The sequence below is a fragment of the Micromonospora zingiberis genome (assembly GCF_004331455.1).
Taxonomy (GTDB): domain Bacteria; phylum Actinomycetota; class Actinomycetes; order Mycobacteriales; family Micromonosporaceae; genus Micromonospora; species Micromonospora zingiberis.
Genome location: NZ_SJJR01000007.1, coordinates 262805 through 286511, shown reverse-complemented (window position 1 = coordinate 286511; position 23707 = coordinate 262805). Strand labels below are relative to the sequence as shown.

The 23707-nt window shown below is 69.4% G+C and carries 19 protein-coding genes and 2 pseudogenes; 15 read left to right on the top strand and 6 right to left on the bottom strand.

The features are described 5' to 3' along the window. Nucleotides 1-19: 19 nt before the first annotated feature. Complete coding sequence (locus E0H26_RS13780) at nt 20-565, bottom strand: hypothetical protein (protein ID WP_240742150.1); 546 nt, start codon at nt 563-565, stop codon at nt 20-22. Between the two features lie 31 nt (nt 566-596). Further along, on the bottom strand, nt 597-1574 hold the full coding sequence (locus E0H26_RS13775; RefSeq protein ID WP_131303982.1) for an ArsR/SmtB family transcription factor: 978 nt from the start codon (nt 1572-1574) through the stop codon (nt 597-599). 64 nt (nt 1575-1638) lie between these two features. Here E0H26_RS13775 and E0H26_RS13770 point away from each other — a divergent pair, with 64 nt between their 5' ends. Beyond that, nucleotides 1639-2619, top strand: a complete 981-nt coding sequence (locus E0H26_RS13770; protein ID WP_131303981.1) for an aldo/keto reductase — start codon at nt 1639-1641, stop codon at nt 2617-2619. Nucleotides 2620-2698: 79 nt separating this feature from the next. Then, on the top strand, nt 2699-3490 hold the full coding sequence (locus E0H26_RS13765) for an AAC(3) family N-acetyltransferase (RefSeq protein ID WP_165521853.1): 792 nt from the start codon (nt 2699-2701) through the stop codon (nt 3488-3490). Between the two features lie 97 nt (nt 3491-3587). Here the strand turns inward: E0H26_RS13765 and E0H26_RS13760 are convergent, their stop codons facing one another. Beyond that, the gene (locus E0H26_RS13760) at nt 3588-4589 is read right to left on the bottom strand and encodes a glycoside hydrolase family 11 protein (protein WP_131303979.1); all 1002 of its coding nucleotides are present in this window, start codon (nt 4587-4589) and stop codon (nt 3588-3590) included. Nucleotides 4590-5155: 566 nt separating this feature from the next. On the opposite strand from E0H26_RS13760, the gene E0H26_RS29570 reads away from it, so the two are divergent. Next, nucleotides 5156-6403 (top strand): AbfB domain-containing protein, encoded by a 1248-nt coding sequence (locus tag E0H26_RS29570; protein WP_206025074.1) that lies wholly within the window; start codon nt 5156-5158, stop codon nt 6401-6403. 10 nt (nt 6404-6413) lie between these two features. Here E0H26_RS29570 and E0H26_RS13750 read toward each other — a convergent pair whose 3' ends face one another. Continuing rightward, nucleotides 6414-7619 carry a pyridoxal phosphate-dependent aminotransferase gene (locus tag E0H26_RS13750; RefSeq protein WP_131303978.1) on the bottom strand — a complete coding sequence of 402 codons (1206 nt, stop codon included), beginning with the start codon at nt 7617-7619 and terminating at the stop codon, nt 6414-6416. A 233-nt stretch (nt 7620-7852) separates the two neighbouring features. Between E0H26_RS13750 and E0H26_RS13745 the strand changes: the two genes are divergently transcribed. Further along, complete coding sequence (locus E0H26_RS13745) at nt 7853-9415, top strand: ricin-type beta-trefoil lectin domain protein (protein WP_131303977.1); 1563 nt, start codon at nt 7853-7855, stop codon at nt 9413-9415. A 210-nt stretch (nt 9416-9625) separates the two neighbouring features. Here the strand turns inward: E0H26_RS13745 and E0H26_RS13735 are convergent, their stop codons facing one another. Further along, nucleotides 9626-10414: a spermidine synthase gene (locus E0H26_RS13735; RefSeq protein WP_131303976.1), complete on the bottom strand. Its 789-nt coding sequence runs from the start codon at nt 10412-10414 to the stop codon at nt 9626-9628. 148 nt (nt 10415-10562) lie between these two features. On the opposite strand from E0H26_RS13735, the gene E0H26_RS30310 reads away from it, so the two are divergent. The 11 genes and pseudogenes from E0H26_RS30310 to E0H26_RS13690 all read left to right on the top strand — a co-directional run bounded on the left by E0H26_RS30310 (nt 10563) and on the right by E0H26_RS13690 (nt 20328). Next, entirely contained in the window at nt 10563-10685 is a 123-nt protein-coding gene (locus E0H26_RS30310; protein WP_276320392.1) for a hypothetical protein, read from the top strand. Nucleotides 10686-10700: 15 nt separating this feature from the next. Then, nucleotides 10701-10970, top strand: a pseudogene (locus E0H26_RS30600) (DUF998 domain-containing protein); the annotation flags it as partial. Further along, nucleotides 10967-11118, top strand: a pseudogene (locus E0H26_RS13725) (IS5/IS1182 family transposase); the annotation flags it as partial. The pseudogenes E0H26_RS30600 and E0H26_RS13725, both read left to right, overlap by 4 nt. A gap of 65 nt (nt 11119-11183) precedes the next feature. Then, nucleotides 11184-11654: a SigE family RNA polymerase sigma factor gene (locus E0H26_RS13720; protein WP_131303974.1), complete on the top strand. Its 471-nt coding sequence runs from the start codon at nt 11184-11186 to the stop codon at nt 11652-11654. A gap of 737 nt (nt 11655-12391) precedes the next feature. Beyond that, entirely contained in the window at nt 12392-13123 is a 732-nt protein-coding gene (locus E0H26_RS13715) for a hypothetical protein (RefSeq protein WP_131303973.1), read from the top strand. A gap of 262 nt (nt 13124-13385) precedes the next feature. Beyond that, complete coding sequence (locus E0H26_RS29920; RefSeq protein ID WP_240742149.1) at nt 13386-13859, top strand: hypothetical protein; 474 nt, start codon at nt 13386-13388, stop codon at nt 13857-13859. A 19-nt stretch (nt 13860-13878) separates the two neighbouring features. Next, nucleotides 13879-14223, top strand: a complete 345-nt coding sequence (locus E0H26_RS13710) for a hypothetical protein (protein WP_240742148.1) — start codon at nt 13879-13881, stop codon at nt 14221-14223. A 332-nt stretch (nt 14224-14555) separates the two neighbouring features. Next, the gene (locus tag E0H26_RS13705; protein ID WP_131303972.1) at nt 14556-15029 is read left to right on the top strand and encodes a hypothetical protein; all 474 of its coding nucleotides are present in this window, start codon (nt 14556-14558) and stop codon (nt 15027-15029) included. Nucleotides 15030-15032: 3 nt separating this feature from the next. After that, nucleotides 15033-17900 carry a toll/interleukin-1 receptor domain-containing protein gene (locus E0H26_RS13700; protein ID WP_131303971.1) on the top strand — a complete coding sequence of 956 codons (2868 nt, stop codon included), beginning with the start codon at nt 15033-15035 and terminating at the stop codon, nt 17898-17900. 327 nt (nt 17901-18227) lie between these two features. Beyond that, on the top strand, nt 18228-19976 hold the full coding sequence (locus E0H26_RS13695; RefSeq protein ID WP_131303970.1) for a nitroreductase family deazaflavin-dependent oxidoreductase: 1749 nt from the start codon (nt 18228-18230) through the stop codon (nt 19974-19976). A gap of 49 nt (nt 19977-20025) precedes the next feature. Continuing rightward, nucleotides 20026-20328, top strand: a complete 303-nt coding sequence (locus E0H26_RS13690; RefSeq protein WP_131303969.1) for a DUF1905 domain-containing protein — start codon at nt 20026-20028, stop codon at nt 20326-20328. 12 nt (nt 20329-20340) lie between these two features. Here the strand turns inward: E0H26_RS13690 and E0H26_RS13685 are convergent, their stop codons facing one another. Next, nucleotides 20341-23655 carry an AfsR/SARP family transcriptional regulator gene (locus E0H26_RS13685; RefSeq protein WP_131303968.1) on the bottom strand — a complete coding sequence of 1105 codons (3315 nt, stop codon included), beginning with the start codon at nt 23653-23655 and terminating at the stop codon, nt 20341-20343. Nucleotides 23656-23707 lie beyond the last annotated feature (52 nt).

Below are 23707 nucleotides of genomic sequence, written 5' to 3'. Positions count from 1 at the left end.
GCCGCAGCGCCCGGCGGCCTCAGTTCCGGGCCGAGCCCGAGTCGTCGGGCGCCCACCAGCGGGCCGTGCCGGGCGGGCCACCCTGCTGCGCCTCGATCGCCCGGATGTGCCGGTACGCGATCCACAGCGGCGGGAACGCCCCGACCGCGAAGGACAGGTCCACCACCGTCCAGAACCACGGGATCTCCCGCAGCGGCCCACAGATCAGCGCCAGCGGCACGATCCCGACGCAGGCGATCATGCCGAGTTGCACCACCCAGACGTTTCGCACCGGGTCGCGCAGCGGCCCCCAGAACGCCACCGCGAGCACCAGGTGGGCGAACGCGAGCCAGTCGGTCCCGTACCGCATGAACGGGTAGCGTTCCCCGGTCTCGACCAACCCGACGTGGACCCGCTCGATCCAGCCGACCAGCGCCGGGAACTGATCGGCGAGCGGATCCGCCGCCCGCAACAGCCAACGCACCTCGATCTCGAGCGGGAACGCGGTCACCCCGCTCAGGAACAACCCCACCACCACGACCCACAGCCAGCCACGGATCCGCCGTAGACGTGTCTCGATCTCCACTCGGCCAGGTTAGTACGCAGGTGCGACCAGGCTACGGCCGGTCAGCCTCGGTGAGTTGGTCGCCCAGCAGGGTGCGTTGGTAGAGCAACCGTCGCCCGGCGCGGGCTGCGCTCGCCAGTCCGGCGTTGCGCAGCGTCGTCAGGTGGTGTGAGGCCGTTCCCGCAGCCAGGCCGAGGCGCGCCGCAACGTCGCTGGTGCTGTGCGGGGCGGCCAGGAGGGTCAGCACGGCCGCCCGGGTCGGGCCGAGCAGCGCGGACAACGGCCTGTCTGCGGTGCTGCGCTGATCCGAGGTCCAGAGGTTCCCGAACCCTCGCGGCGCGTACCAGAGGGCACGGCCGGCCGGCGAGTCCGGCATGGCGTACACCTCGGAGCCGGCGAAGCCGATCGGCAGCAGGGTCAGGTCATGGCCGTCGAGGCTCCACCGTCCCTGCTTGTGCGGATAACGCAGGAGCAGGGCGGAGCCGGTCCAGTCCAGCTTCGCATGCAGTCCGTCGACCAGCATCCGGGCTCCGTACTCCGAGGCGGCGCGGGCACGGGTGGCGATCTCGACGTCGGCGGCGGCGCGCAGCCGGGGCCAGAGCGGCTCGATGGCGACGGTGAAATACCCGCGAATCTCGGCGAGGAGTTCCGCGAGGGCGGCCCGTGGGTCCCGGACGAACCGGTCGATCTCCGGCGGTGCGTCGTGCCCGGCCCAGCCGGCGACGACCTGCTCCACGACCTGGTCGAGCGGGGTGGCGGCGACGTCGGCCAGTTCCTGCGCCAGCGTCGGGCGGCCGGTACGCGGAACCGGGGTGAGGAAATCCGGGGCGTACCCGCGCGGGCCCAGCAGGACCGCCCGGAACGTGGGCCAGTTGGGCAGGGACGGGGTCACCCGAGACCGCCACGACGTCTGTAGCCAGCGATCAGCGCCGCCACGCAAGGCGAAGGCGCTGGCCACGACCTCGGCCAGCGGCGAATGCGCGAACCGAAGCCGAGCCAGGTCCGCGACACCGAACTCCCACTCGATCACCGCCCCATTCGAGCACGGTCGAACGAATCGCCGCCACGGCACGGACGCCCTAGCGTCGCCCGCCATGAGATACACCCGCCTGGGCCGGACCGGCCTGACCGTCAGCCGGCTCTGCGTCGGCACCATGAACTTCGGCTGGCAGATCGACGAGGAACAGAGCCATGCGATCCTCGACCGGGCCATCGAGGACGGCCTCAACTTCGTGGACACCGCCAACATGTACGGCCGGGAGACCGGCGACGGCCTCAGCGAACGCTTCATCGGCACCTGGTTTCGCAACTCCGGCCATCGGGACAAGGTGGTCCTGGCCACCAAGGTGTACGCCCCGATGACCGAATGGCCCAACGACGGCGGCCTGTCCGCCCGCCACATCGTGGCGTCCTGCGAAGCGTCGCTGCGCCGGCTGCGTACCGACTGGATCGACCTGTTCCAGATGCACCACATCGAGCGGCGTACCCCATGGGAGGAGATCTGGCAGGCGATGCAGACCCTCGTCAGCCAAGGCAAGATCCGGTACGTCGGATCCTCCAACTTCGCCGGGTGGCACCTCGCCCAGGCGCAAGCCACCGCCGATCGCCGTCACTTCCTCGGCCTCGTCTCGGAGCAGTGCAAATACAACCTGCTCACCCGGCACGCCGAGATGGAGGTGCTACCGGCAGCCGCTGAGCTGGGCATCGGCATCCTGCCCTACTCGCCGCTGCACTTCGGTGCGCTCTCCGGAGCACTGCGCAAACAACGCGACGGCGTACCCGGACGCGCGGTGCTGCACGCACCGGATCGGGTGGAACCGCATCGGGCGGCCATCGAGCAGTACGAGCAACTCTGCGCCGACCTCGGGCAGGAGCCCACCACCGTGGCGATCGCCTGGCTGTTGTCCCGCCCTGAGGTGACCGCCCCGATCCTCGGCCCACGCAACCCGGAGCAGTTGGCGCTACCGATCGCCGCGCTCGACCACCCGATCACCGAGGACACCAGCGCCATCCTCGACGGCATCTTCCCGCCGATCGGCAACGGGGGTCCCGCCCCGGAGGCCTGGGCCTGGTAACGCCGAACCGGGCCCGACGACAGGTGGGCAGACATCCAGCTCGGCAACTCCCGGGTAGGGTCTGCTGATCGACGCTGACATGCCGCACACGCGCGCCGCACTCGCCGACGACCTGGCGTCACTCGGGGTGCGGCGCGGGTCGGTACTGCTCGTGCATTCGTCACTCAAGGCGCTCGGCTGGGTCTGCGGCGGCCCGGTCGCGGTGGTCCAGGCGCTACGCGACGCGCTGGGCCCGGACGGTACGCTGGTGGTGCCCACGCACACGCCGGACAACACGGATCCCGCCGGCTGGCGGCACCCGCCCGTGCCGGAGTCGTGGTGGCCGGTGATCCGCGCCCAGATGCCCGGGTTCGAAGCGGCGGTGACGCCGAGCCGGTGGATGGGCGTGGTCGCGGAGACAGTCCGTACCTGGCCGGGCGCGCGGCGCAGCGACCATCCGCAGGTGTCGTTCGCGGCCGTCGGTCCGGCCGCCGAAGCCGTGGTGACCGGGCACCAGCTCGACGAGATGCTGGGCGAGCACTCTCCCGTGGGGGCCGTCTACCGGCTGGACGGCGACGTCCTGCTGCTGGGCGTCGGACACGGCAGTAACACGTCGCTGCACCTGGCCGAGTACCGGTTGCCGGACCCGCCGCGCAGGTGGGAGGGCTCGGCTGTCCGCACCCCCGCCGGCCGAACCTGGACGCGCTGGGTGGACGTGGACACTGACGAGAGCGACTTCGACCAGGCAGGCGCCGCGTTCGAGGCCATGGGCAGCGCGCGGATCGGGCAGGTCGGCGGGGCCGAGTGCCGGCTGATGCGCCAGCGGGTGCTTGTCGACTTCGCCGTGGACTGGCTCGCTGCCCATCGCGGCACCCGCGAACCACAGCGTTAGCCGCCGACCGGGACGACCTGTCGGCGGTGGTATGCAGGACAGCAATGCTGGGTGGGGTGCCGGCGCTCGCCGACACCCCACCCCCCGCTCGGTCAGGTCAGCCTGTCGAGCAGCTCGCGGTTGGCGTGGTGTTGTTGCCGTTCTTGTAGAGCGTGATGCCGAAGTTGTTGCCGTTGCCGTTCGGGCGGGCCGTGAGCGTGCCGCTGGTGCCGCTGATCGAGGCGTTCCAGCTGTTCTGCAGGCTCTGGCTGCCGTTCGTCCGGATGCTGACGACCCAGTTGTTGCTACCGCTGACCGAGAAGTTCACGTTGAACCGGTCGCTCCAGTCCTCGGCCCGGCTCACGCTGACCGAGCAGCCACCGCTGCCCGGCGGCGGGGTGGTGGGCGGAGGGTTGGACCCGCCGCTGTTCACCGTGATGTTGGAGCTACCGCTGCTCTGGTACCCCTCGGTGGCCATGATCTGGTAGTAGTGGTTGCCGAGGTTCATGCCCCGGCTGGCCCACGCGTCGAAGTGGTTGCCGGTGGTGATGGTGCCACCCACCCGCTTCGAGGTCCGGACGCTCCAGTACTGGTAGAACGTCGCGGTGCCGTCGATGGAGGGCTGGTTGACCCGCTGCGTGCGGTAGATGTCGTAAGTACCGCCGTCGCTGTTGACCGTGCCCATGGAGCTGGCGCCCGGGGGCCGCCAGCTGCCCCAGCTGTCCACGATGTAGTACTCGACCAGCGGGTTCCTCGTCCAACCGTAGAGGGTCAGGTACGAGTTGCCGTTCGGGTTGTAGGTGCCCGAGTAGGACACCGTCCGACGGGTGCCCGGGTTCCAGCCCTTACCCGCGACGAAGTTGTTGACGTTGCTCCACTGGGTGCTGTACTGGCCGCCGTTCCCCATGGTCATGGAAACGTTGCCGCTGTCCTTCCAGAAGGAGTAGAAGAAACCGTTGTGGTTTCCTTCCGAGTTCGACGTCACGGTCTGCGCGTGGGCAGGGCTGGCCAGGATCGCCATGGTGCCGGTGGTGACCAGCGCCACGGCGCAGGCGGCACCGATGAGTGACCTGAGGCGTACGCGTCCGCGGCGTCTCAGTTGGACGAGTCCCTCATTCATACTTCCTCCTCATGACGGCTGGCCGGGGCCAGCAGCGCTACGAGCCGACGAGGTCTCGGTGGCCGGGCGACCGCCATCGACTGTCGGCGTCGTACCGCGGTGGTGGGGTACCGATCGTGCTGTGTGGTGACCGGCGGCGTGGTCGCGATGCTCGACAATTGAGCTGCGTCGATGGCGACCAGTATTGGCCGGGCCAGGTCGCAACGTCAACAACTTCCGGAAATACTCTCGAAACCTTTGCTGCCGCAAGGGGTCAGCGCGACAGGCCATCAACGCTGCTCAACAGCACCAGCGGATCGACACGCCCCGGATGACTCCACGCCGGCCGATGGCCGATGACCTAGGGCTGAGGCCGACATCAGCGGAAGTTCCAGCGGCTTTCGACAGACGTACCGGGAGGGGGCCACCACGGCGGGTCCGGCTCAGGCAGGGCCTGCCCTGGCTCAGGCAGGCGGCCATCGCGGGCCGGAACACGCGTGACAGCAACGCGTGACGGGTGTTGGCGTCAGCCGGGCGGAGATGAGAAGGTATCCGCCGCGACCGTTTGATCATTTCCGGTCGGGCGCGTGCGCGGAAAACAGCAGGAGACCACCATGCCCGAAGACGGCAACGACCAGTCACGCCTGCGGATAGGTGGCTGGCTTCCCGGCAACGGCCAGCTCGGCGCGGGTCCGACCGGGCCGGCGACGGATCGCCCGGTCACCGGTTCGCAGCCGTACCAGCCCGCCAGACTCCTAAGGCGGACCACCCCGTGGCCGCCGCTGACCACCCTCGTCCGGCCGTTGCCTGCCCGGCATACGACCATCTACGCCGACGCGGGTGTCACCAACGGCCCTGACCTCGCGACCGGGACACCCGTCGCCGGTCAACTCTCCGCCGGCCATGCGCCACCTGGCATCGCGGCCGACCTGGGTGCACTCGCCGGCCGGGCAGACCCGCGGCGCACGCTACTGCTCGGCGGCGTCGCCCTGCTCGTCATCACCACCCTCGTCGGCGTGATGGCGTTGCGCGATGGATCCCAGGAGCCAATCCGCGGCGAGTTCGTTGCCGGGGTGCCCCAACCCGATGGTCTTGCGGGCGGTCCCGTCAACGGCGACTCGCCGCCCGGTCTGGACGGCACCGGATCCGACACCGGCCGCGACGGGCCCCCACCTCACGGCCCGTCCGGCGCTCCTGGCGTCATGCCCGGCCTCAGCCCGCAGGCCGTGCCCGGCCTCAGCCCGCAGCCCGCCAGCACCGGCGCCGGCACCGGTGGATCCGGCTCCGCCTACCCCGGCACCGCCCCACCGAACCCCGCCACGAACGCTCCGCCACCGGCCACGAGCACCCCCGCCGCACCCTCTCCCGCGCCGACAGCCCCGGCGCGGCCCGCCCTACTGCCCGGCGCCCGGATCGGCTTGGAGGTCGCCAGCCTGCCCGGCCAACGGGTCCGACACGCCAACTTCCAGGCTCACGTCGCACCGGTCGATGCCGCCAGCAGCACCGGCACGAAAGCGGACGCCGCGTTCATCGTCCGTTCCGGCCTCGCCAGCGGCAGCTGCGTCTCCTTCGAGTCGGTCAACTTCCCCGGCCACTACCTACGGCACTCCGAGTTTCGGGTATTCCTGCACCGTGCCGACGGCAGCGCGCTGTTCCGCGCTGACGCCACGTTCTGCCCGGTCACCGGTCTCGGCGGCACGCACACGTCACTGCAGTCGTACAACTACCCGAGCCGTTACCTACGCCACGACACCCACAAGCAGATGCGGGTCTCCCTGATCGGTGACGGCGCCTCGTCGTCGTCGGCCACCTTCGTCGTCCGCCCCGCCCTGTGACCAGGAGTAGCTACTGCTGATAGGTACTCAGGAACGTGCCGAGGCGGCCGATGGCGTCGCCGAGCACGTCGGTCGGGGCGAGGAAGACCAGGCGCAGGTAGTTCGGCTCGTCGATGTTGAAGCTCGTCCCGTGCGACAGCAGCATCTGCTGCTGCTCCAGCAGGTCGATGACGAGTCGCTCGTCGTCGTGGATCTTGTAGACGGCCGGGTCCAGGCGGGCGAACAGGTAGAGCGCGCCCGCCGGCTTGACGCAGTCGACGCCCGGGATCGCGGTCAGCTCCTGCCAGGCTCGCTCACGCTGCTCGTAGAGCCGGCCACCGGGTCCGATCAGCGGCTCGATGCTCTGGAAGCCACCCAGCGCGGTCTGCACCGCGTGCTGGGCCGGCACGTTCGGGCACAGGCGCATGTTGGCGAGCAACTGAAGCCCGTCCAGGTAGTCGGTGTCTCGGCCGGTGAAGCCGCTCACGGCGAGCCAGCCCGACCGGAAGCCGGCCGCCCGGTACGTCTTCGACAGTCCACCCATGCTGACGATCGGCACGTCCGGGGCGAGGGCGGCCAGGGTGTGGTGCTGCGCCCCGTCATACACGATCTTGTCGTAGATCTCGTCGGCGAAGACCAGCAGTTGGTGCCGGCGGGCGAGTTCCAGCATGTCGAGCAGGGTCTGACGGGAGTACACGGCGCCGGTCGGGTTGTTCGGGTTGATGATCACCATGGCGCGGGTGTGCGGGGTGATCTGCGCCGCCAGGTGGTCCAGGTCGGGCAGCCACCCGGCGTTCTCGTCGCAACGGTAGTGCACGGCCCGGCCGCCGCACAGCGTCACCGCGCCGGTCCACAGCGGGTAGTCCGGGCTCGGCACCAGCACCTCGTCGCCGGTGTCGAGCAGCGCCTGCAGGGACATCACGATCAGCTCGGAAACACCGTTGCCGAGCATCACGTCGTCCGGCTGCACGCTGGTGACACCCTGGTTCTGGTAGTACTGCGCCACCGCCACCCGAGCCGAGTAGATGCCCCGGGCGTCGCTGTACCCCTGCGCGGCACCGAGGTTGTAGACCACGTCGGCGACGATCGGTTCCGGGGTGCTCAACCCCCAGGGAGCCGGGTTGCCGATGTTCAGCTTGAGGATCCGGTGACCGGCCTCCTCCATCTGCTGGGCGCGGCGTAGCACCGGACCACGGATGTCGTACCGGACGCTCTTCAGCCGTTGCGCCTGCTTCATCTGGTGATCTCCGTTCTTCGCCGGCTCCCGCGCCGGACCCGTCGCGGGCGACAAGCAATCGTAGGCCCACGGCTAACGGCGTGTGATCGGCCGCCACGGCTGTCACGGCCGGCCTGAGCCAAATTAGAAACAGTCTTGACAGTTGGCATCAATATCGACAAACTTCTCCGAGAGAGCGCTCTCCCATGAACTCCCCGCGATGCTCGACATCGCCTCACCCCAGGAGGAGTCCCATGCCGCGAGCGCCACGCACTCTGGCGGCGGCCACCGCCGCACTCTTGATCGCCGGCCTGTCCGTCGCCATCACCCCGTCATCGGCCACGGCGGGCGGCGAGCGTCCCGAAAGCCCCACCGCCGTCGCGCCCACCGCCGATCTCGCACCGGAGATGGTCCGCGCGATGCGCCGTGACCTCGGGCTGACCGACGCGCAGGTGAACAACCGCCTGCGCGTCGAGGCGAGCGCCGCACACGTCGAGCGGCGCCTGCGCGACCGCCTCGGCGCGGCCTTCGCCGGCGCCTGGATCCCGTCGGGTGGGCAGCGGTTGACCGTGGCCGTCACCGACCCGGCGCTCGCCGCCACCGTCCGGGCCGAAGGCGCCGAGGTCACTACGGCCAAGCACAGCGAGTCCACGCTGGACCGGGTCAAGCGGGCCCTGGACCGCCACGCCGGCAAGGCCGACCACACGGCTGTCCACGGCTGGTACGTCGATGTGGCGACGAACCAGATCGTCGTCACCGCGGGCGCCGGATCCACCGCCGCCGCGAGCAGGTTCGTGAAGGCCAGCGGCGCCGACGCCAACCTGATCCGGATCATCGAGTCGGCGCAGGCACCCCAACTGCGCTACGACATCCGGGGCGGCGACCAGTACGTGATCAACGGCAACACCCTGTGCTCGGTCGGTTTCGCGGTGCACGGCGGTTTCGTCACCGCCGGACACTGCGGCGGCGTCGGCAGCCCGACGCTCGGCTACAACAACGTCGCCCAGGGGACCTTCGCCGGCTCCACCTTCCCCGGCCGTGACTACGGCTGGGTCCGCACCAACAGCAACTGGACCCCGCAACCGTGGGTGAACAACTACTCCGGTGGCAACGTCGCGGTAGCCGGCTCCCAGGACGCCGCGGTCGGCAGTTCCGTCTGCCGCTCCGGCCGGACCACCGGCTGGCGGTGCGGAACCCTGCTCGGCCGCAACCAGACGGTCAACTACCAGCAGGGTGCCGTGCACGGGCTCACCCGTACCAACGCCTGCGCCCAGGGCGGCGACTCCGGTGGCGCCTGGCTCAGCGGCAACCAGGCGCAGGGCGTCACCTCCGGCGGTTGGGGCAACTGCACCACCGGCGGCGAGACCTGGTTCCAGCCGGTCAACGAGATCCTCGGCGCGTACGGACTCACCCTGGTCACCACCGGCGGCGGCAACGGGAACCGGATCATCAGCAACTGGAACAACAAGTGCATCGACGTGCCGAACTCCAACTTCTCCGACGGCGTACCGCTGCAGACCTGGACCTGCAACGGCACCTCGGCGCAGTCCTGGACCTTCGTCGACGGTACGTTGCGCACCCAGAACAACAAGTGCATGGACGTGGCGTGGGGCTCCCGGGACAACGGCGCGGTGATCCAGATTGCGAACTGTAGCGGCAACCCGGCCCAACAGTTCGTTCTCTCCGCCGCCGGTGACCTCGTCAACCCGCAGGCGAACAAGTGCGTCGACATCGGTGGGTGGGTCAACGCCGACGGCGCCCGCCTGGTCACCTGGGAGTGCCTGGGCGGCGCGAACCAGAAGTGGCGGCGCGGCTGACATCCGTTACGGGACGCGGACGCCCACGGCCGACCGGCCGTGGGCGCCCGCCGTCGCGCTCCCACCACTCCGACGTCACACGCTGAGCGCTCGTGCATGACGATGCACGGGATACGCAAGGCGGGCGCCCGGACCGTCACCTCGGCGGTCCGGGCACGCTGCAAAGCGATCCGCGTAAGCCCATCCCGACGCCTCCGGCGCGTTCCGTCGTCAGGGTGCGGTCTCGGAGGCGGTACGCGGCCGGGCGCCGGCGATGAACGTGTCGAGCGCCGGCCCGTGCAGCACGCCGCCGGGCAGTGGATCGCGTAGTGCACGCACCACCAGGCGAGCCACGGGCAGCCGGTGCGGGCGCGGCGCCGCAGCGAGTACCACGTTGCCGTACCGCCGGCCGCGCAGCATCCGCCGGTCGGCGACCACGCACACGTCGGCGAAGACCGACCGCAGGGTGGCCGCCTGCACGCGGGTCACGGCCAGGGGCGGCAGGTCGGTCACGTTGACCAGGTAGATGCCGTCGGGCCGCAACACCCGGGCGACCTCGGCAGCGAACGCCACGGTGGTCACGTGCGGCGGCATCCGGGCCGCCCGATAGATGTCGGCGAACACCAGGTCGTACGCGTTGGCGCCGGCACTGGCGAGGGCCTCCCCCGCGTCGGCGACCCGGACCTCGACGCCAGCCGGTACGGGTGGCAGATCCCGCGCCACCAGTTCGACCACAGCCGGATCCCGCTCGACGACCAGTTGCGCCGAGCCGGGCCGGGTCACGGCGACGTAGCGCGGCAGCGTCAGTGCGCCGCCGCCGAGATGCAGCACATCCAGCGAAACACCGGACGGGGCGGCGAGATCGGCCACGGCGGCCATCCGGCGGACGTACTCGAAGTGCAGGTACGTGGGATCGGTGAGATCCACGTACGACTGCTCGACGCCGCCGGCCAGCAGCGTACGCCCGGTCGGCCGCGCCGGGTCGACGGCCAGTTCGAGCCGGTCGTCGGTCGCCCCCATGACCACGCAGGCTAATCGACCCGCCCGGACCACGCCCCGCTCCCCCGCCCGGCTGAAGATTCTTCCGGCCTCATGTCGAAACCGGGTCCTGCCGTTCGAGCTATCGGTAGAAGGCCGAGAAGCGGCCTGTACTGGTGAGGAGAACACCATGCTGTCGAGCGTGCATCCACCCGGTGGGGCCCCGGATCGGACCGGGCTCGCACGACGGCGGAACCTGCTGACCGCCGGCCTGGTCGGGGGCCCGCTGTACGTGCTGGTGTCCCTGATCTAGGTTGCGGTCAGAGAAGGCTTCGACCCGTCCCGACACGCCTGGAGCATGCTGGCCAACGGTCCCTTCGGCTGGGTGCACAGTGCGAACCTGATGGTGTCCGGCGCGCTCGTCGTCGCGGGCGCGGCCGGCCTGTACCCGACGCTCAGGAGCCGGACGGCGGCAGCACTGCTCGGGCTGTACGGGGCGGGCATGGTTGGTGCCGGAATCTTTCGCGCGGATCCGGGTCCGCGGCTTTCCGGCCGGCATGCCGGAGGTGGTGCCGGTAAGCAGCACCGATCCCGATAGCTCTACTCACGACGGCCGCCGATGACCTCGCCACCGCCAGGACCGGATCCGCCGACTGGCGTACGCGATCCTCGACGGCACCCTGATCCCGTTCGACCGCGTCGCCGACCAGAAGCCGTACTACTCCGGGAAACACAAGCGCCACGGCGGATAGTTGGCGCGGTCCCGAGCGTCTGTGGTGGTGAATGAGGCGTACTGGACGGAGCTGAACGGTTGGACGACAAGGCGAGCGCCAGGTTCGGCGAGTTCGCGCAGAGCCGGACCGCCGCCCTGATCAGGGCGGCCTACCTGCTCACCGGCGACCAGCATGCCGCCGAGGATCTGGTGCAGTCGGCGTTGGCCAAGACGTACGTCAAATGGCCGACGATCCGGCACGAGGACCCCGAGGGGTATGTGCGCGCGGTGATGTACCGCGAGCGGGTCAGCTGGTGGCGGCGCCGGGGACGACTACGGGAGACGCTTGTCGGCTCGCCGGTCGAGCGGGAACACCCCGACGACAGCCGCCACGCCGACCTGCGGCTGGCCATGCGGGCAGCCCTGCTGCGCCTTCCCGTGGCGCAGCGCGCGGTGCTGGTCCTGCGGTACTACGAGGACCTGTCCGAGCGGCAGGTGGCCGAGGTGCTCGGCTGCTCGGTCGGGACGGTCCGCAGCCGGACCCACCGGGCGGTCAGTCGGCTGCGTTAGGTGCTGCCCGGTGCCGAACTCGTGCTGGAGCTGAAGCAATGAACACCCCGATCGACGACCTCATCCGATCCACCCTTACCGATCTTGCCGAGGAGGCAGTTCCGATGAATCTGGCAGATTCCGCCATCGCTCGGGCGCGCAGGCGTCGTACCCTCACCGTTTCCGTGGGGGTGGCGGGCGTCGTCGCCGCCCTCATGGTCGGCACGCCGCTGGCGTTGGCGGCGGTGAACCGGGACGCCCCGCCGCCGTCCGCTCCCGCAGACCGGCCGCCGGTGGACCCCAGCCCCGTCCCGATCAGTCCACTCCCGTCCCCGCCGGTGGACCGCAGCCCCGTCCCAATCAGTCCTGTCCCGTCCCCGCCGCTGGACCCGAAGGGTCCGGGCACGGGCTCCTAACTCCAGGATCGTCAGCACGCTGTAGGCAATAAAGGCGCTGTATCCGCCACCCGGCGACGTGCCGGGGGTACGAGATATGTTCAAGGAGTGCCACTGTCGCCGACGGTCCGCAGTGGGGATCAAAGACAGATGCGCACCGATCCCGCCGCATTCGGTGTCCAGACCGTCCTGAGTGTCGGCTTGGTGTCGACGGTAAACAGCACGTGCGGAATAGGCCCGAATACGATCTGCACTACCGTCCATCACCCCCTGATAGCCTGAACCTCCGCGATCATCTACCGGCAGGCCGCCAGTTGCTGACGTCCACGCCATGCCGCCACCGCCTCCGGAAAGGAGACACGCATGGTGCTCGGTTGGGCACGCAGCCGGTGGGCAAAGATCTTGCTCGGCTTTGTGGTCGGAGCCGCAGTGGGTGTCGCGATCTATCATGCTAGTCGGCTCACCGGCCGCAACCTGTTCGTCCTTTGTGGTGCGACTGCTGGTGGCGTGGCGGCCGTCGTGGTTCACGGCTACAGCCGCAACGTGCGTCTCACGGACGTGACCATCAGCGTGCCCCAGTTCAGTGACCTGCACTTCGCCGTCACCAGGGACAGCCAGCAGGTCGCGTGGAAGCTGTTCGTCGAGGCGGTCACGCGGATCTCAACACAACCGCTCAACGCAGGCGATGGTCTACTCCGAGAGGCGCTGACCTCGCTGTACGGGCTATTCGCCACCACTCGTGAGGTACTCAAGGAGAGCCAACCCTCCCGGCAGACCGATGGCGGGCCCACCGTCGAGCACTTGGCGATCGCCATGCTGAACGTCGAGTTGCGCCCGTTCCTGTCTCGGTGGCATCCGATACTGGGCAGGTGGGAGAGCGCTCATCCTGAGCAGAGTGAAGCCGGATGGCCGCTGAACGCCGAGTGCCGTAGCGAGTTGGCGGCCATGCAGAAGCGGCTTCTGCCGTACATTCACGGGTTTGGGAAGCTAGCCGGCGTGCGCAAGGCGCCCCAGATCGTCGATGGCACGCTCGGCCCTCAGTTCGCCTCGATGCCCGCGCCACGTCAGGCTGCCGACCCTACTGCGCCCAATTGACGTCGCGTAGCGGTCTGCCGCCGCATCCGGGGCGCCTGGCGTGCGGACGTGGACATACTCTCGGCGACACCATCCGCTACGGACGGTCGCGTCCAGCAACTGCGCTCTGCCCACACGACGTGGCGTCCGTACCGAGGGCGGCGTCCCAGTCGGCCAAGGGGCCCGGTGACGTACGTGCTCGCATCGGGAGCGGCGGGTAGGGTATGCGGCCGTGGCGGTCCGCATCGACGTAGAAGCGTTTCATGATTCGATCCCTACGGCCGTGGGTGAGGCCGCCGCGCGGCTACTGGCCGACGGCAGCGTCGGTGAGCTGGAGCCCGCCGGTGGCGGCGTCCAAGCCGTGGTACGGGACCGCGACGCCACTTTCCAGCCGTGGGTGGGCATCGTCGACGGGATTTTCACCGGCGACTGCGATTGCGGGATCGTCGGGGACAACTTGTGCGCGCACGCGGTCGCGACGGCGTTGACCGCGTTCCACGCGGGCACCACCTTCTCCGGCGCCGCCACCCCACCCGGCGCCACCCCTGTCGAGCCCGACCACGCCCACTACCTTGAGGCGGTACAGCGGCTCTCGCCCCGCCAACTGGCAGACCTGGTGGCAGCGCACGCGCTCCGGGACCGCCTCTTCGCCACCCTGCTACTGGGCGAGGCCGGCATGCTCGATGCCGCCGGCGCGTCCGGCCTCGCCGGCTTCCGCACCGCCGTCGCAGACGCGGCGACGGTGACCAACCGGTAGCAGCTGGCAGATCTCCGACGTGGAAGCCGCCGGGCACCGCCTCGCCGCCGAAGTCGAGATCCTCTGCGCCCACCCCGCGACCGCTGACGCCCTCGACCTGGTCGAAGAGGCCATCCTCGTCTGGGACGATCTGTCCGGGCACCTCCGCGACGCGTACGACATCACCCGCACCGAACCGGAGGAGATCGCCGATCCACTCGTCGGCGCGCACCGCGACCTGTGTGAACGCCTCGACCTCGACCCGGCCGAGATCGCCGAACGGCTGAACCGGCTCGTCGCCTGCTGCCACAACGACACTCTGGACGTCGACGGGTACGCCGATCTTCTCGGCGCGCAGGCGGACACCATCACCTCGCCTACCTGACCGACCGCGTCCGTCGAGCCGAGGGCAGACCCGCGGCGGTACGGCATCCAGTTCTGCCACGGACCCGACGGCGCCGGCTCACCGCGTGGAACTTCACGTCCCGCCAAGCCGCAATCTCCGCCTCGCCGAGGGTACGGCCGCTTCATCGACTGCCGCGACTGCCTGAGGTCCAGACCAATCAGTTCCGGACTATCCCCTCCCAAGACACTGGAGCGGGCTCTTCGCAGTGCGGACACGCTCGCAGCATACCTAGCGGAGCCGGCCGGAACGGACAACGGAGTACGGCTGGTCGGTCCTTGGCTGCCTAGTGGGAGACTAGCTTCACTATCCATATGACCACCATCCGCGAGGCGTTCGCCCGCGCCGGCATCATCCTCGGCATCGCGCTCACCAGTGCCTGTACCGGTGACGCCTCGACCGCGCGACCGACCAGCAACGGTGCCGAGTCCAGCGCATCACCAACTCGGAAAGGGCTACTGGACGAATTGGCCGGCACCTACGAGCAGCCGTGCGGGACCCTACAAACCATCGTGATTGGCCCTGCTGGAACCGCTGTCCTTACCTGGAGTCTGCCAAGACACGATGCAGACAACACCATTGATGACCTCGAGGTCAGATTCGCGTTCAGCAAGCCAAACGACTACGACCTCCTGAGGGGAGCGGTCACGGCATCGAACTACCCAGGCATGCCAGCTGGTGCGCGGGTGCGTGTGGCATGGAACGTCGACGAACCGGGCATCGTGCTGACGACATCGGACGGCGACGATTGGCGCTTCCGGGATCCCGGCTACATGGAAGCCTGCTGAAGCGTGGCGGCGTCAGGCCTACGGTACGCGGCCTTTATCTCGTACAGCACGGACGCTGACAGGCAGTTAGCACGTTCGCTGCGAGGTGAGCTACACCGCTTCAACAGGCCCTGGTATCGGGCACGCGCCCTGCGCGTGTTCCTCGACCACGCCGGGCTCGCGGCCAGCCCCGGACTATGGTCGTCGATCACCGCCGTCCTCGATCAGAGCGAGTACTTCATCCTGCTCGCCTCAACCGAGGCAGCGGCCTCTTCGTGGGTGAATCGAGAGATCGAGTACTGGCTCGACCATAAGAGCGCCGAGCGGCTACTCATCGCTATCACCAATGGCACTGACGGCAAGATCGTGTGGGACGCCACCACCAAGACCTTCCACGAAGGCATGACCTGCATTCCGCCTGCGCTTCACGGCAGACTGCCCGAGCAGCCCCGGTGCATCGACCTTCGGGAGGTCCGAAGCGAGAACTTCTCCGCGCAAGATCCGCGATTCAAGGAAAGGGTTGCCGAACTCGCTGCGCCGCTGCACGGTATCGCAAAGGATGACCTCATCGGTGCCGACATCCGTCAACACCGCATCACGCGGCTACTCATCCGAGCGACCGTCGCCACGCTCACTGTGCTTACGCTGTTGGCCGCAGCAACCACGGTTGTCGCGATCAACAGAGCGCACTTTGCCGAGACCAAACGCGCCGAGGCCGAGGATCAGCGCAATCTCGCTACGACGCGCCTCCTGCTGCAGGAGGCAGACCGGGCACGTGTCGACGATCCGCGCGCTGCGGCACGCCTGGGTGCCGTAGCGCTCTGGTTACGCGACAGCGATGCCGCCCGCGCTGGCCTTCGCGAGACCATGAACAGCACGCCCATCGCCACCACCCTGCACCAGATCCTTCCCGTGCGGGCAAAGTTCGCCACCACCTCACCGACACTGGCCGTTCATCTCGGAGGCGCCGGCGTCGCACTCCTCGACGCCACCAACACCGGCAAGCCCACCTACCTCAACTGGAACGGCACGGACCAGCAGGAGCAGACGGAAGCGGTCGACTTCGCGGCCGATGGGAAACTGCTCGCCCTTGGCAACCGGGACGGCAGCGTAGCTCTGGTCGACCTGACAGACCGTGACCGTCCCCGTCAGATCGGACGGGCGGTACCCCATGGTAGCGGCGTGAAGTCCGTCGCTTTCTCCGGAAGCACGTTAGCGATCGAGGGCGGGGGCGAGATCGTGCTATGGAACATTGCCGACCCTGCGCAGCCGCAGAGGCTTGCATCACTCGGGCGACAGTCCGGCCCGGTGACGTTCTCCCCAGGCGGCCGCACTCTGATGACCGCCACGAGCCAACATTCCTATCTCTGGGACGTCACCGATCCCGCCACACCGCGGCAGCTCAGCAAGTTCGCCGCCCAGACGAGCGGGCCGCTGGTTTCGGCTGGATTCACTCCGCAGGGCGACATGCTGATGACGGCGGGCTTCGACAACTTGGTGATTCTTTGGGACGTTACGGATCTGAGTGCACCGCGACAGCTCGGGCCGCCGGTTACCGACGACAGTAGATTCGTAGCGATTTCTCCGGACGGACAAACCCTGGCCACCGCGAGCGACGACCGGACGGTGAGCCTGTGGGACATCTCGGACCCGATGGCGCCAACGCGTGAACGCCGGCTCACCGGCCACACCGGACCCGTGGTATCGGTTTCCTTTTCACCCGACGGCCTAACCCTAGCCACCACCAGCCTGGACCAAACCGTCATGCTGTGGCGGCTCAGCGACTCGTCGCTGCCGCGCAAAGTCAGCCAGCGCCCGATAGCAAACCGGGCGGTCACCGCCTTGGCGTTCGCGCCCGGCGGCCGCCTGCTTGGCGTCGGTACCGCAGACGGGGCCGTTCTGCTGTGGGAAACCACTGATCCAGGCAGTCCCCGAGCCATCGGTGAACCTATCGTCGGCCATGCCGGGGAACTCAACGCAGTCGCGTTCTCGCCGAGCGGCACTGTGCTGGCCAGCGCCGGCGGACCCCACGTGATCATTCGGGACATCGCGGATCCGGCACGACCCCAGGCGCTCAGTTCGCGGGGCGAAGACGGGCCCTATGCGGGGACCATGCAGGCCCTGAGGTTCCTTCCGGACGGAACAAAGATGGTGACCATCCTGGATGGGAAGCTCCAAATCTGGGACGTTGGCGATCCGAGAAGGCCTCGCACCATCGTCGAGCGCGACGCAAGCATGCAAGGTCCAGCACACCGACTCGCGATCGCTGCTGACGGGCGCGTTATGGCAACCGCTAGCCGCTCGCTCAACACGCTGGAATTCCCCGCCACCATCTGGGACAGCACTGACCCGACCGATCCCACAAACGTTAGCCAAGCCGGCGGCCACGGCAAATGGATCCATGCGCTCGACTTCTCTCCCGATGGAAAGACTCTTGCGACCGGGGGTGACGACGGCACCGTGGTCCTTGTGGACGTCACCGATCCGAGCAGTCCTCGCCAGCTCGGCCAACCGTTCACCCACCACTCCGGCTCCATGGTGTCATCGCTGCTGTTCACTCCCGACGGAAATAGGCTCATAACGGCCAGCGAAGACGGCACGATCACCGCCTGGGATCTAACGGACATGGCCACGCCACGTCGGATCGGGCAACAGAAGCGGGCGCACACGAGCAAGGTATCGGCCATGGCCATCAGCCCGGAGGGCCGCACGCTAGCTACCGGAGGCGATGACGGGAAACTGACTTTGTGGGATATCGGGGGTGAGAACGAAGAAGATGTAGACCTGATGAAGCAGGCGTGTGCCTTCGCCGGCCGAGGCCTGAATGAGAAGGAGTGGTATCAGTACTTCGACCGGGCAGCCCTTCCACACCGGAACATCTGCCCGCAGTGATCGACCCGGTTACGCCGAGATAGATCATGCAGAACAAGTCATCCACCGTCGCTGTCTCGATTGACTCCCCCACCGTCGACCCTGCACCGGTGACACTAATGCGTTGGTTGCCGCCTGACACACGGATGCTCTCCGATCGCCGCGAGGGCTCCACACCGCCTTTGTGTACACCGGAAGCCCCTGAGACAGCCGGCCGATCTTGCAAATAGATGCTGGCGTTGGCCGGCGCGCTGTCCGCCAGGTCACCATGCGGGGCACCTCGCACGAGCATCCCGGGCTAAACTCTATCGATCAACATGTATGTGCTGATCTGCCATGGGGGTGTGGATGACCGTCCAACCGAGGGCCGAGTGGGAACGGAAGATCAAGGTCGGACGCAGCGGACTGGCACCCGGGTGTCCGGCGCACGCCCACTCCGACTCCGTCTGGCACATACAGGACTTCGCGACCGCGCAGCGACTGTTGCGCGATCTACGGACCCGTCAGGGCGGCTTTGGCGTGGAGCACGCCGACAAGTTCCCGGCGAAGATGCGGCAACCGGTGACCTGGCGGGACGGTGAGGAACACCGGGAGCACCGCCGGCAGACCGCCCGGTACTTCGCCCCGCGGCGGGTCGACACCACCTACCAGGCGATGATCGAGTGGATGGCTCAGGACCAGTGTGCCGTGCTGCTGCGCAATGGGCGGGCCGATCTGTCGGAGTTGGCATTCTCGCTCTCGGTCGCCGTCGTCGGCCAGGTGCTCGGGCTCACCGAGGGCGGCGCGGGGCTGGCCACCCGGCTCGACCGGATCTTCAAGGACCTCGACGTCGTCCCCGGTTGGGCCAATCCGCAGGCGGTCCGGCGGCAGGCGGCGGCGGCCTACAACATGGGCGCGTTCTACCGGTCCGACGTACGCCCCGCCATCGCCGTCCGCCGCGTCCAGCGGCGCGACGACCTGATCTCGCACCTGATCGACGAGGGGTGCACCAACGGTGAGATTCTCGGTGAGTGCGTCACCTACGCCGGCGCCGGGATGGTCACCACGCGGGAATTCATCACGGTCGCCGCCTGGCACCTGCTGAGCGACGACGAGCTGCGCGCCTCGTACAGCGGGGGTGACCGGGACAACCGGATGACAATCCTCCAGGAGATCCTGCGGCTGGAGCCGGTGGTGGCCAACCTGGCCCGGTGGACGACCGGGCCGATGGAGTTCGACTCCCCGACCGGGCCGGTCGCGGTGCCGGTGGGCACCCGGCTGGACATCGACGTGGCGGCGGCCAACCTGGACGCCTCGGCGGTCGGGGAATGCCCCGGCCAGTTGCGTCCGGGCCGCCAGATGGCCGCCGGTGTGGCGGAGGTGGGCCTCGCCTTCGGTGACGGCCCGCACCGGTGCCCGGGCGCCCACATCGCGATGGCGGAGACCGAGATCTTCCTGACCAAGCTGCTGGCGCTGCCCCAGGTACGCATGATCGCGCCACCGTCGGCGAGCCTTCGGCCGGAATTCGCCTCGTACGCGATGAGCGGATTGCAGGTGGCGGTGGGGCCGACCGACCATCAGCGACGGACTCCGCGCACCAATGGAAGGGCGAAGATCCCGATCGCCGCCGGGTCGCGGCAACGCCCGGAGGGCGAGGCCAGCGACACGAACGAGCACTACATCGCCCCGAGTTGGGCGACGCAGCACATGTTCAACCGGGTCGTCGGCCAGCTCAGCCGGCGCGGGATCAGTCTCTTCGGCGCGCGGGAGCTTGCGGTCCGTGGGCGCCGGAGCGGCCAGTGGCGAACCACCCCGGTCGGTCTGGTCGAGTTGCAGGGCCGGCGCTACATCCTCTCGGCCACGGGCAACAGCCAGTGGGTACGCAACCTGCGGGCGGCCGGCACGGGCGAGCTGCGGCTCGGCTCCCGGGCGGAGCCGTTCCGGGCGCGGGAGTTGCCGGAGCAGGAGCGGCTACCGGTGCTGCGCGCCTACCTCACCAACCGGTGGAAGTCCGAGGTGGAGCGGCTCTTCGACGGCGTCGGTTCGGACGCCTCCGACGACGAGTTGCGCGCCATCGTGCCGAAGCATCCGGTGTTCGAGATTCTGCCGTTGACGTGAGAGCCGGGCAGAGCGCTTAGCTGTCGGCCCCGGATGTGATGATGGCGTCGTGATCGTGGAGTTCGACGGCGAGCTGTGGCTTTGGGCAGCCCGGCGTAACGAGAGCTGGACTTTCGTTAGCCTGCCGGCCGAGGCGTCCGAGGAGATCCGTGACCGCTGCAGCGGGGCTCGTCGCGGGTTCGGTGCGGTGCGGGTATGGGCCACCATCGGTGGCAGCAGGTGGACGACCTCGATCTTTCCCGACAGCACCCGGGGCTGCTATGTGCTGCCGGTCAAACGTGCCATCCGCAACGCCGAGGCCGTTGACGTCGGTGACACCGCCACCGTGACCGTCGAACTGGTCGATCGCTGAACTGTCGCACGGTCATCGGAGTAGCCGGGCTGGGTCGGCGGCGATCGTGGCCGCTTGCGGGTCGAGTTGCCAGCCTTTCGCGTACGCTGCCGCGAACTCATCGGGGCCCAGCGCGGCTTTGCCTCGCTGGGTGAGTTCGCGGACCTGTGGGTCGGTGTGGTCGTGCGTGCCTCGCAGCCGGGCGGCGGCGCCGAGCAGCATGGCCGACTCGTGTTGCCGCCCGCGCGTTGCGGCGAGCGCGGCCGTGTTCACTGTCACCGGTGACAGGGCCGGCAGTTCCCGGGTTGCCAACGCGGCCGCGTACGCCTCCCGCACGGCCGTGTCCGCGCCGGGCAGGTCGCCCAGCGCCAGGCAGAGCGCAGCCCGTGTGGTGCCGACCAGTGCCCGGGTTTGGTCTGCGGGTAGGGCGGTGTCGGTGGGTAGGCCCCGTTCGGCGTCGTCGAGAAGTTCGCCCGCCCTTCTCAGGTCACCGAGTCGTAGCCGCAGGCTGGCCTCTTGCGTGTCGATCAGGACCAGCATGTCCGCCGAGGATGCGTGCAGTGCCCGCTGTCGGGCGGAGTCGATCATGGCTATTGCCCGGCCGGTGTCGGCGCGCCGCAGGTGTATGTCGATCCAGCGGAGGTCGCTGTAGAGCTGGTCGCTGAGGCTGAGGGCGCCGAACTCGCCGGCCAGGGTCCGGGCTTCGTTCAGGTCGGTCAGCGCGCCGTCGAGGTCGTCGTACCGCCGTAGGTGGGCGCGCATCGGCAGCACGGCGGCCCGTCCCCATCGGTCGCCGGCCTGCTGAAAGCGGGTCAGGGACGTCTCCACGTGGGCGCGCATACGGTCGAGCGCGCCGGCGTTTCCGGCGATTTCGGCGAGGAACATGTGGGCCAGTCCGGACAGCCAAACGTGGTCGCCGTCGGCCAGTCCCTGGAAGGTCGTGAGCGCCGCCTCGTCGCCTTGGAGGAAGAGCAGGATCGGGCCGAACACGCGGTAGTGGCTCGGTAGCTGCGGATGCGCGAGCAGCCGGCCGGCGAGCTCACGCATCTCCGCCCGATCGTTCGCGGCGTGCCCGGCGGTGGTCCCTGACAGAGTGTCCGCCCGACCGAGCAGGTAGACGGCTCGGGCGCAGTCGCGTTCGGGCGTCGGCCCGCCGCCGGGCACCGCGAGCGCCTCTCCCAGCCAGTAAGCGCCGTCGCTTTGGCGGCCGGACATCTGCCAATACCAGGTCAGGCTCAGCGCGAGGGTGATCGCGCCGGGGGAGTCGCGGGTGGCGCACAGGTGGCGCAGGGCGGCGAGCGTGTTGTCGTACTCGGCACCGATGACCGTCATGGCCGGCAGCTGGCCGGTCCCGCGTAGCCGGGGGTCGTGGCGAGCCATCAGCTTGGTGAAGTGGGCGGCGGCCAGGGCGCGGGCCGTGCCGAGGTTGCCGGTTTCGGTCAGGCGGTCGGCGCCGTACTCGCGGATGGTTTCGAGCATGCGGTAGCGGCCGGGGCCGGGCGCGAGCTGCAACAGTGACCGGTCGACGAGCGTGGCGAGCAGGTCGGGTATCGCGGCGGCGGGAACGGTGGTGCCGGCGCAGACGGCGGCAGCCGAGGCTGGGGTGACGCCGCCGGCCAGCACGGAGATCCGTTCTGCCACGGTCCGTTCCCGCTCGTCGAGCAGTTCCCAACTCCACGTGATGACCGCGCGTAGGGTGCGGTGCCGGGGCGGGGCGGTGCGGTGGCCGGTGGTGAGCAGCTGGAAGCGGTCGGAGAGCCCATCGGCCAGGTCGGGCAGGGAGAGCGTCCGCAACCGGGCGGCGGCGAGTTCGAGGGCCAGTGGCAGGCCGTCCAGGCTGCGGACGACGTGGGTGATCTGCGGCAACGTCGAGCGATCAACATCAAAGCCGGGGCGTACGGCGGCGGCCCGCTCAACGAACAGGCGCACCGCGGCCGTACGCCGGGCTTCGTCGACGCCGTCATCGGGCTCGGGCAGCGGCAGTGGTCCGAGTGGCACGAGCGCCTCGCCGTCGATCGCGAGGGGTTCGCGGCTGGTGGCGAGCACACGGAGCCCGGGGCACCGGGACAGCAGGTCGGCAACCAGATGGGCCACGGCGTCGATCAGATGCTCGCAGTTGTCGACCAGCAGCAGACTCTCCCGGCCGCTGAGTTCGCCGGCGAGGACGTTCAGCTCGTCGCCCTCGGCGCGTTTGCGGGCGTCGAGCATCGCGGTGCCGCGCAGCCCGATCCCGGCGAGGACAGCTGCGGCGACCTTCACCGGTTCGGTGACGGACGCGAGGTCGACGAGCCACGCGCCGCCGCGGTACTCATCGCGGTGGAGGCGGGCGGCCTCCAGCGCGAGCCGGGTCTTCCCCGCACCGCCCGGACCGAGGACGGTGACCAGGCGTCCAGCGGTGAGCAGGGTGCCGATGCGGGTGAGATCGTCGTCGCGGCCGACGAAGCTGGTCAGCGGCACCGGCAGGCCGGCGGGCCGGATCCGGTCAGGTTCGGTGATCGGCTGCCGGCGGGCATCCCGCCCGTTTCCGCTCAGGGCTGTCGGGGGCGCCACGTTGCGGGTCGGTGCGTTCGACGCCGGGACGGGACGGCCGGGCTGCAGCAGGCGCAGATGGCGTTCCTGTAGGGCGGTGCCGGGGTCGGCGCCGAGGATGTCGGCCAGTGACTCGCGGACCCGCTCGTAGACGGCCAGCGCTTCTGCCTGACGTCCCGCGGCGGCGAGCGCGTCCATCAGCAGCGCGGTCGCCCGCTCGTGGACCATGTGCTCGGCCACGAGTCCGGTCAGCCGGGCGATGGCGGCCTCCACCCGCCCCAGCGACAGTTCTGCCTCGGCCAGGTCGGCGACCGCCTCGATCGACACCTGCGCCAGCCGCGCCGCGACCGCGGGCGCGACTGCGGCGATGACCACCGGTTCGGCGCCGGGACGTTCGTCCCACAACGCCACGGCCTCGGCGAGCGCGGCACTCGCCGCCTCCGGGTCACCTGCCCGCAGTCTCGCCCGGCCGGCGGCGGCGAACTGCTCGAAACGCAGTGCGTCCACATCGGCCGCGTGTACCGCCAGCCGGTAACCACCGGCCACCTGCACGACCACGCTACCGGCCGTGCCGGCCGGGGCGAGGGCGCGGCGCAGTCGGGAGACGAGGGTCTGTAGCGCGGCGGCGGGGCCGGACGGTGGTTCCTCGGCCCAGATCGCGTCGACCAGTACGCCTGGCTCCACCGCGCGTCCGCCGGCGAGCGCCAGCCGGACGAGCAGAGCTCGCAGTCGCGCGCCCGGGACGGGCAGGGCGGCGCCGCCGCGGGACACCTCGAACGCTCCGAGCAGCGTGATGCCAAGCCCTGCGCCCCTATCCATCGCCCCATCCTCGCGTGCTCACCCGTACGTCCTCACTCAGCGCGGCCCGCGC

What these genes read in the sequence shown, in the direction of transcription:
- E0H26_RS13770 (WP_131303981.1), top strand. Translation starts at nt 1,639, where the DNA reads ATGAGATACACCCGCCTGGGCCGGACCGGCCTGACCGTCAGCCGGCTC.
- E0H26_RS13765 (WP_165521853.1), top strand. Translation starts at nt 2,699, where the DNA reads ATGCCGCACACGCGCGCCGCACTCGCCGACGACCTGGCGTCACTCGGG.
- E0H26_RS13760 (WP_131303979.1), bottom strand. Translation starts at nt 4,589, where the DNA reads ATGAATGAGGGACTCGTCCAACTGAGACGCCGCGGACGCGTACGCCTC.
- E0H26_RS13750 (WP_131303978.1), bottom strand. Translation starts at nt 7,619, where the DNA reads ATGAAGCAGGCGCAACGGCTGAAGAGCGTCCGGTACGACATCCGTGGT.
- E0H26_RS13745 (WP_131303977.1), top strand. Translation starts at nt 7,853, where the DNA reads ATGCCGCGAGCGCCACGCACTCTGGCGGCGGCCACCGCCGCACTCTTG.
- E0H26_RS13735 (WP_131303976.1), bottom strand. Translation starts at nt 10,414, where the DNA reads ATGGGGGCGACCGACGACCGGCTCGAACTGGCCGTCGACCCGGCGCGG.
- E0H26_RS30310 (WP_276320392.1), top strand. Translation starts at nt 10,563, where the DNA reads ATGCTGTCGAGCGTGCATCCACCCGGTGGGGCCCCGGATCGGACCGGG.
- E0H26_RS13715 (WP_131303973.1), top strand. Translation starts at nt 12,392, where the DNA reads ATGGTGCTCGGTTGGGCACGCAGCCGGTGGGCAAAGATCTTGCTCGGC.
- E0H26_RS13705 (WP_131303972.1), top strand. Translation starts at nt 14,556, where the DNA reads ATGACCACCATCCGCGAGGCGTTCGCCCGCGCCGGCATCATCCTCGGC.
- E0H26_RS13695 (WP_131303970.1), top strand. Translation starts at nt 18,228, where the DNA reads ATGACCGTCCAACCGAGGGCCGAGTGGGAACGGAAGATCAAGGTCGGA.
- E0H26_RS13685 (WP_131303968.1), bottom strand. Translation starts at nt 23,655, where the DNA reads ATGGATAGGGGCGCAGGGCTTGGCATCACGCTGCTCGGAGCGTTCGAG.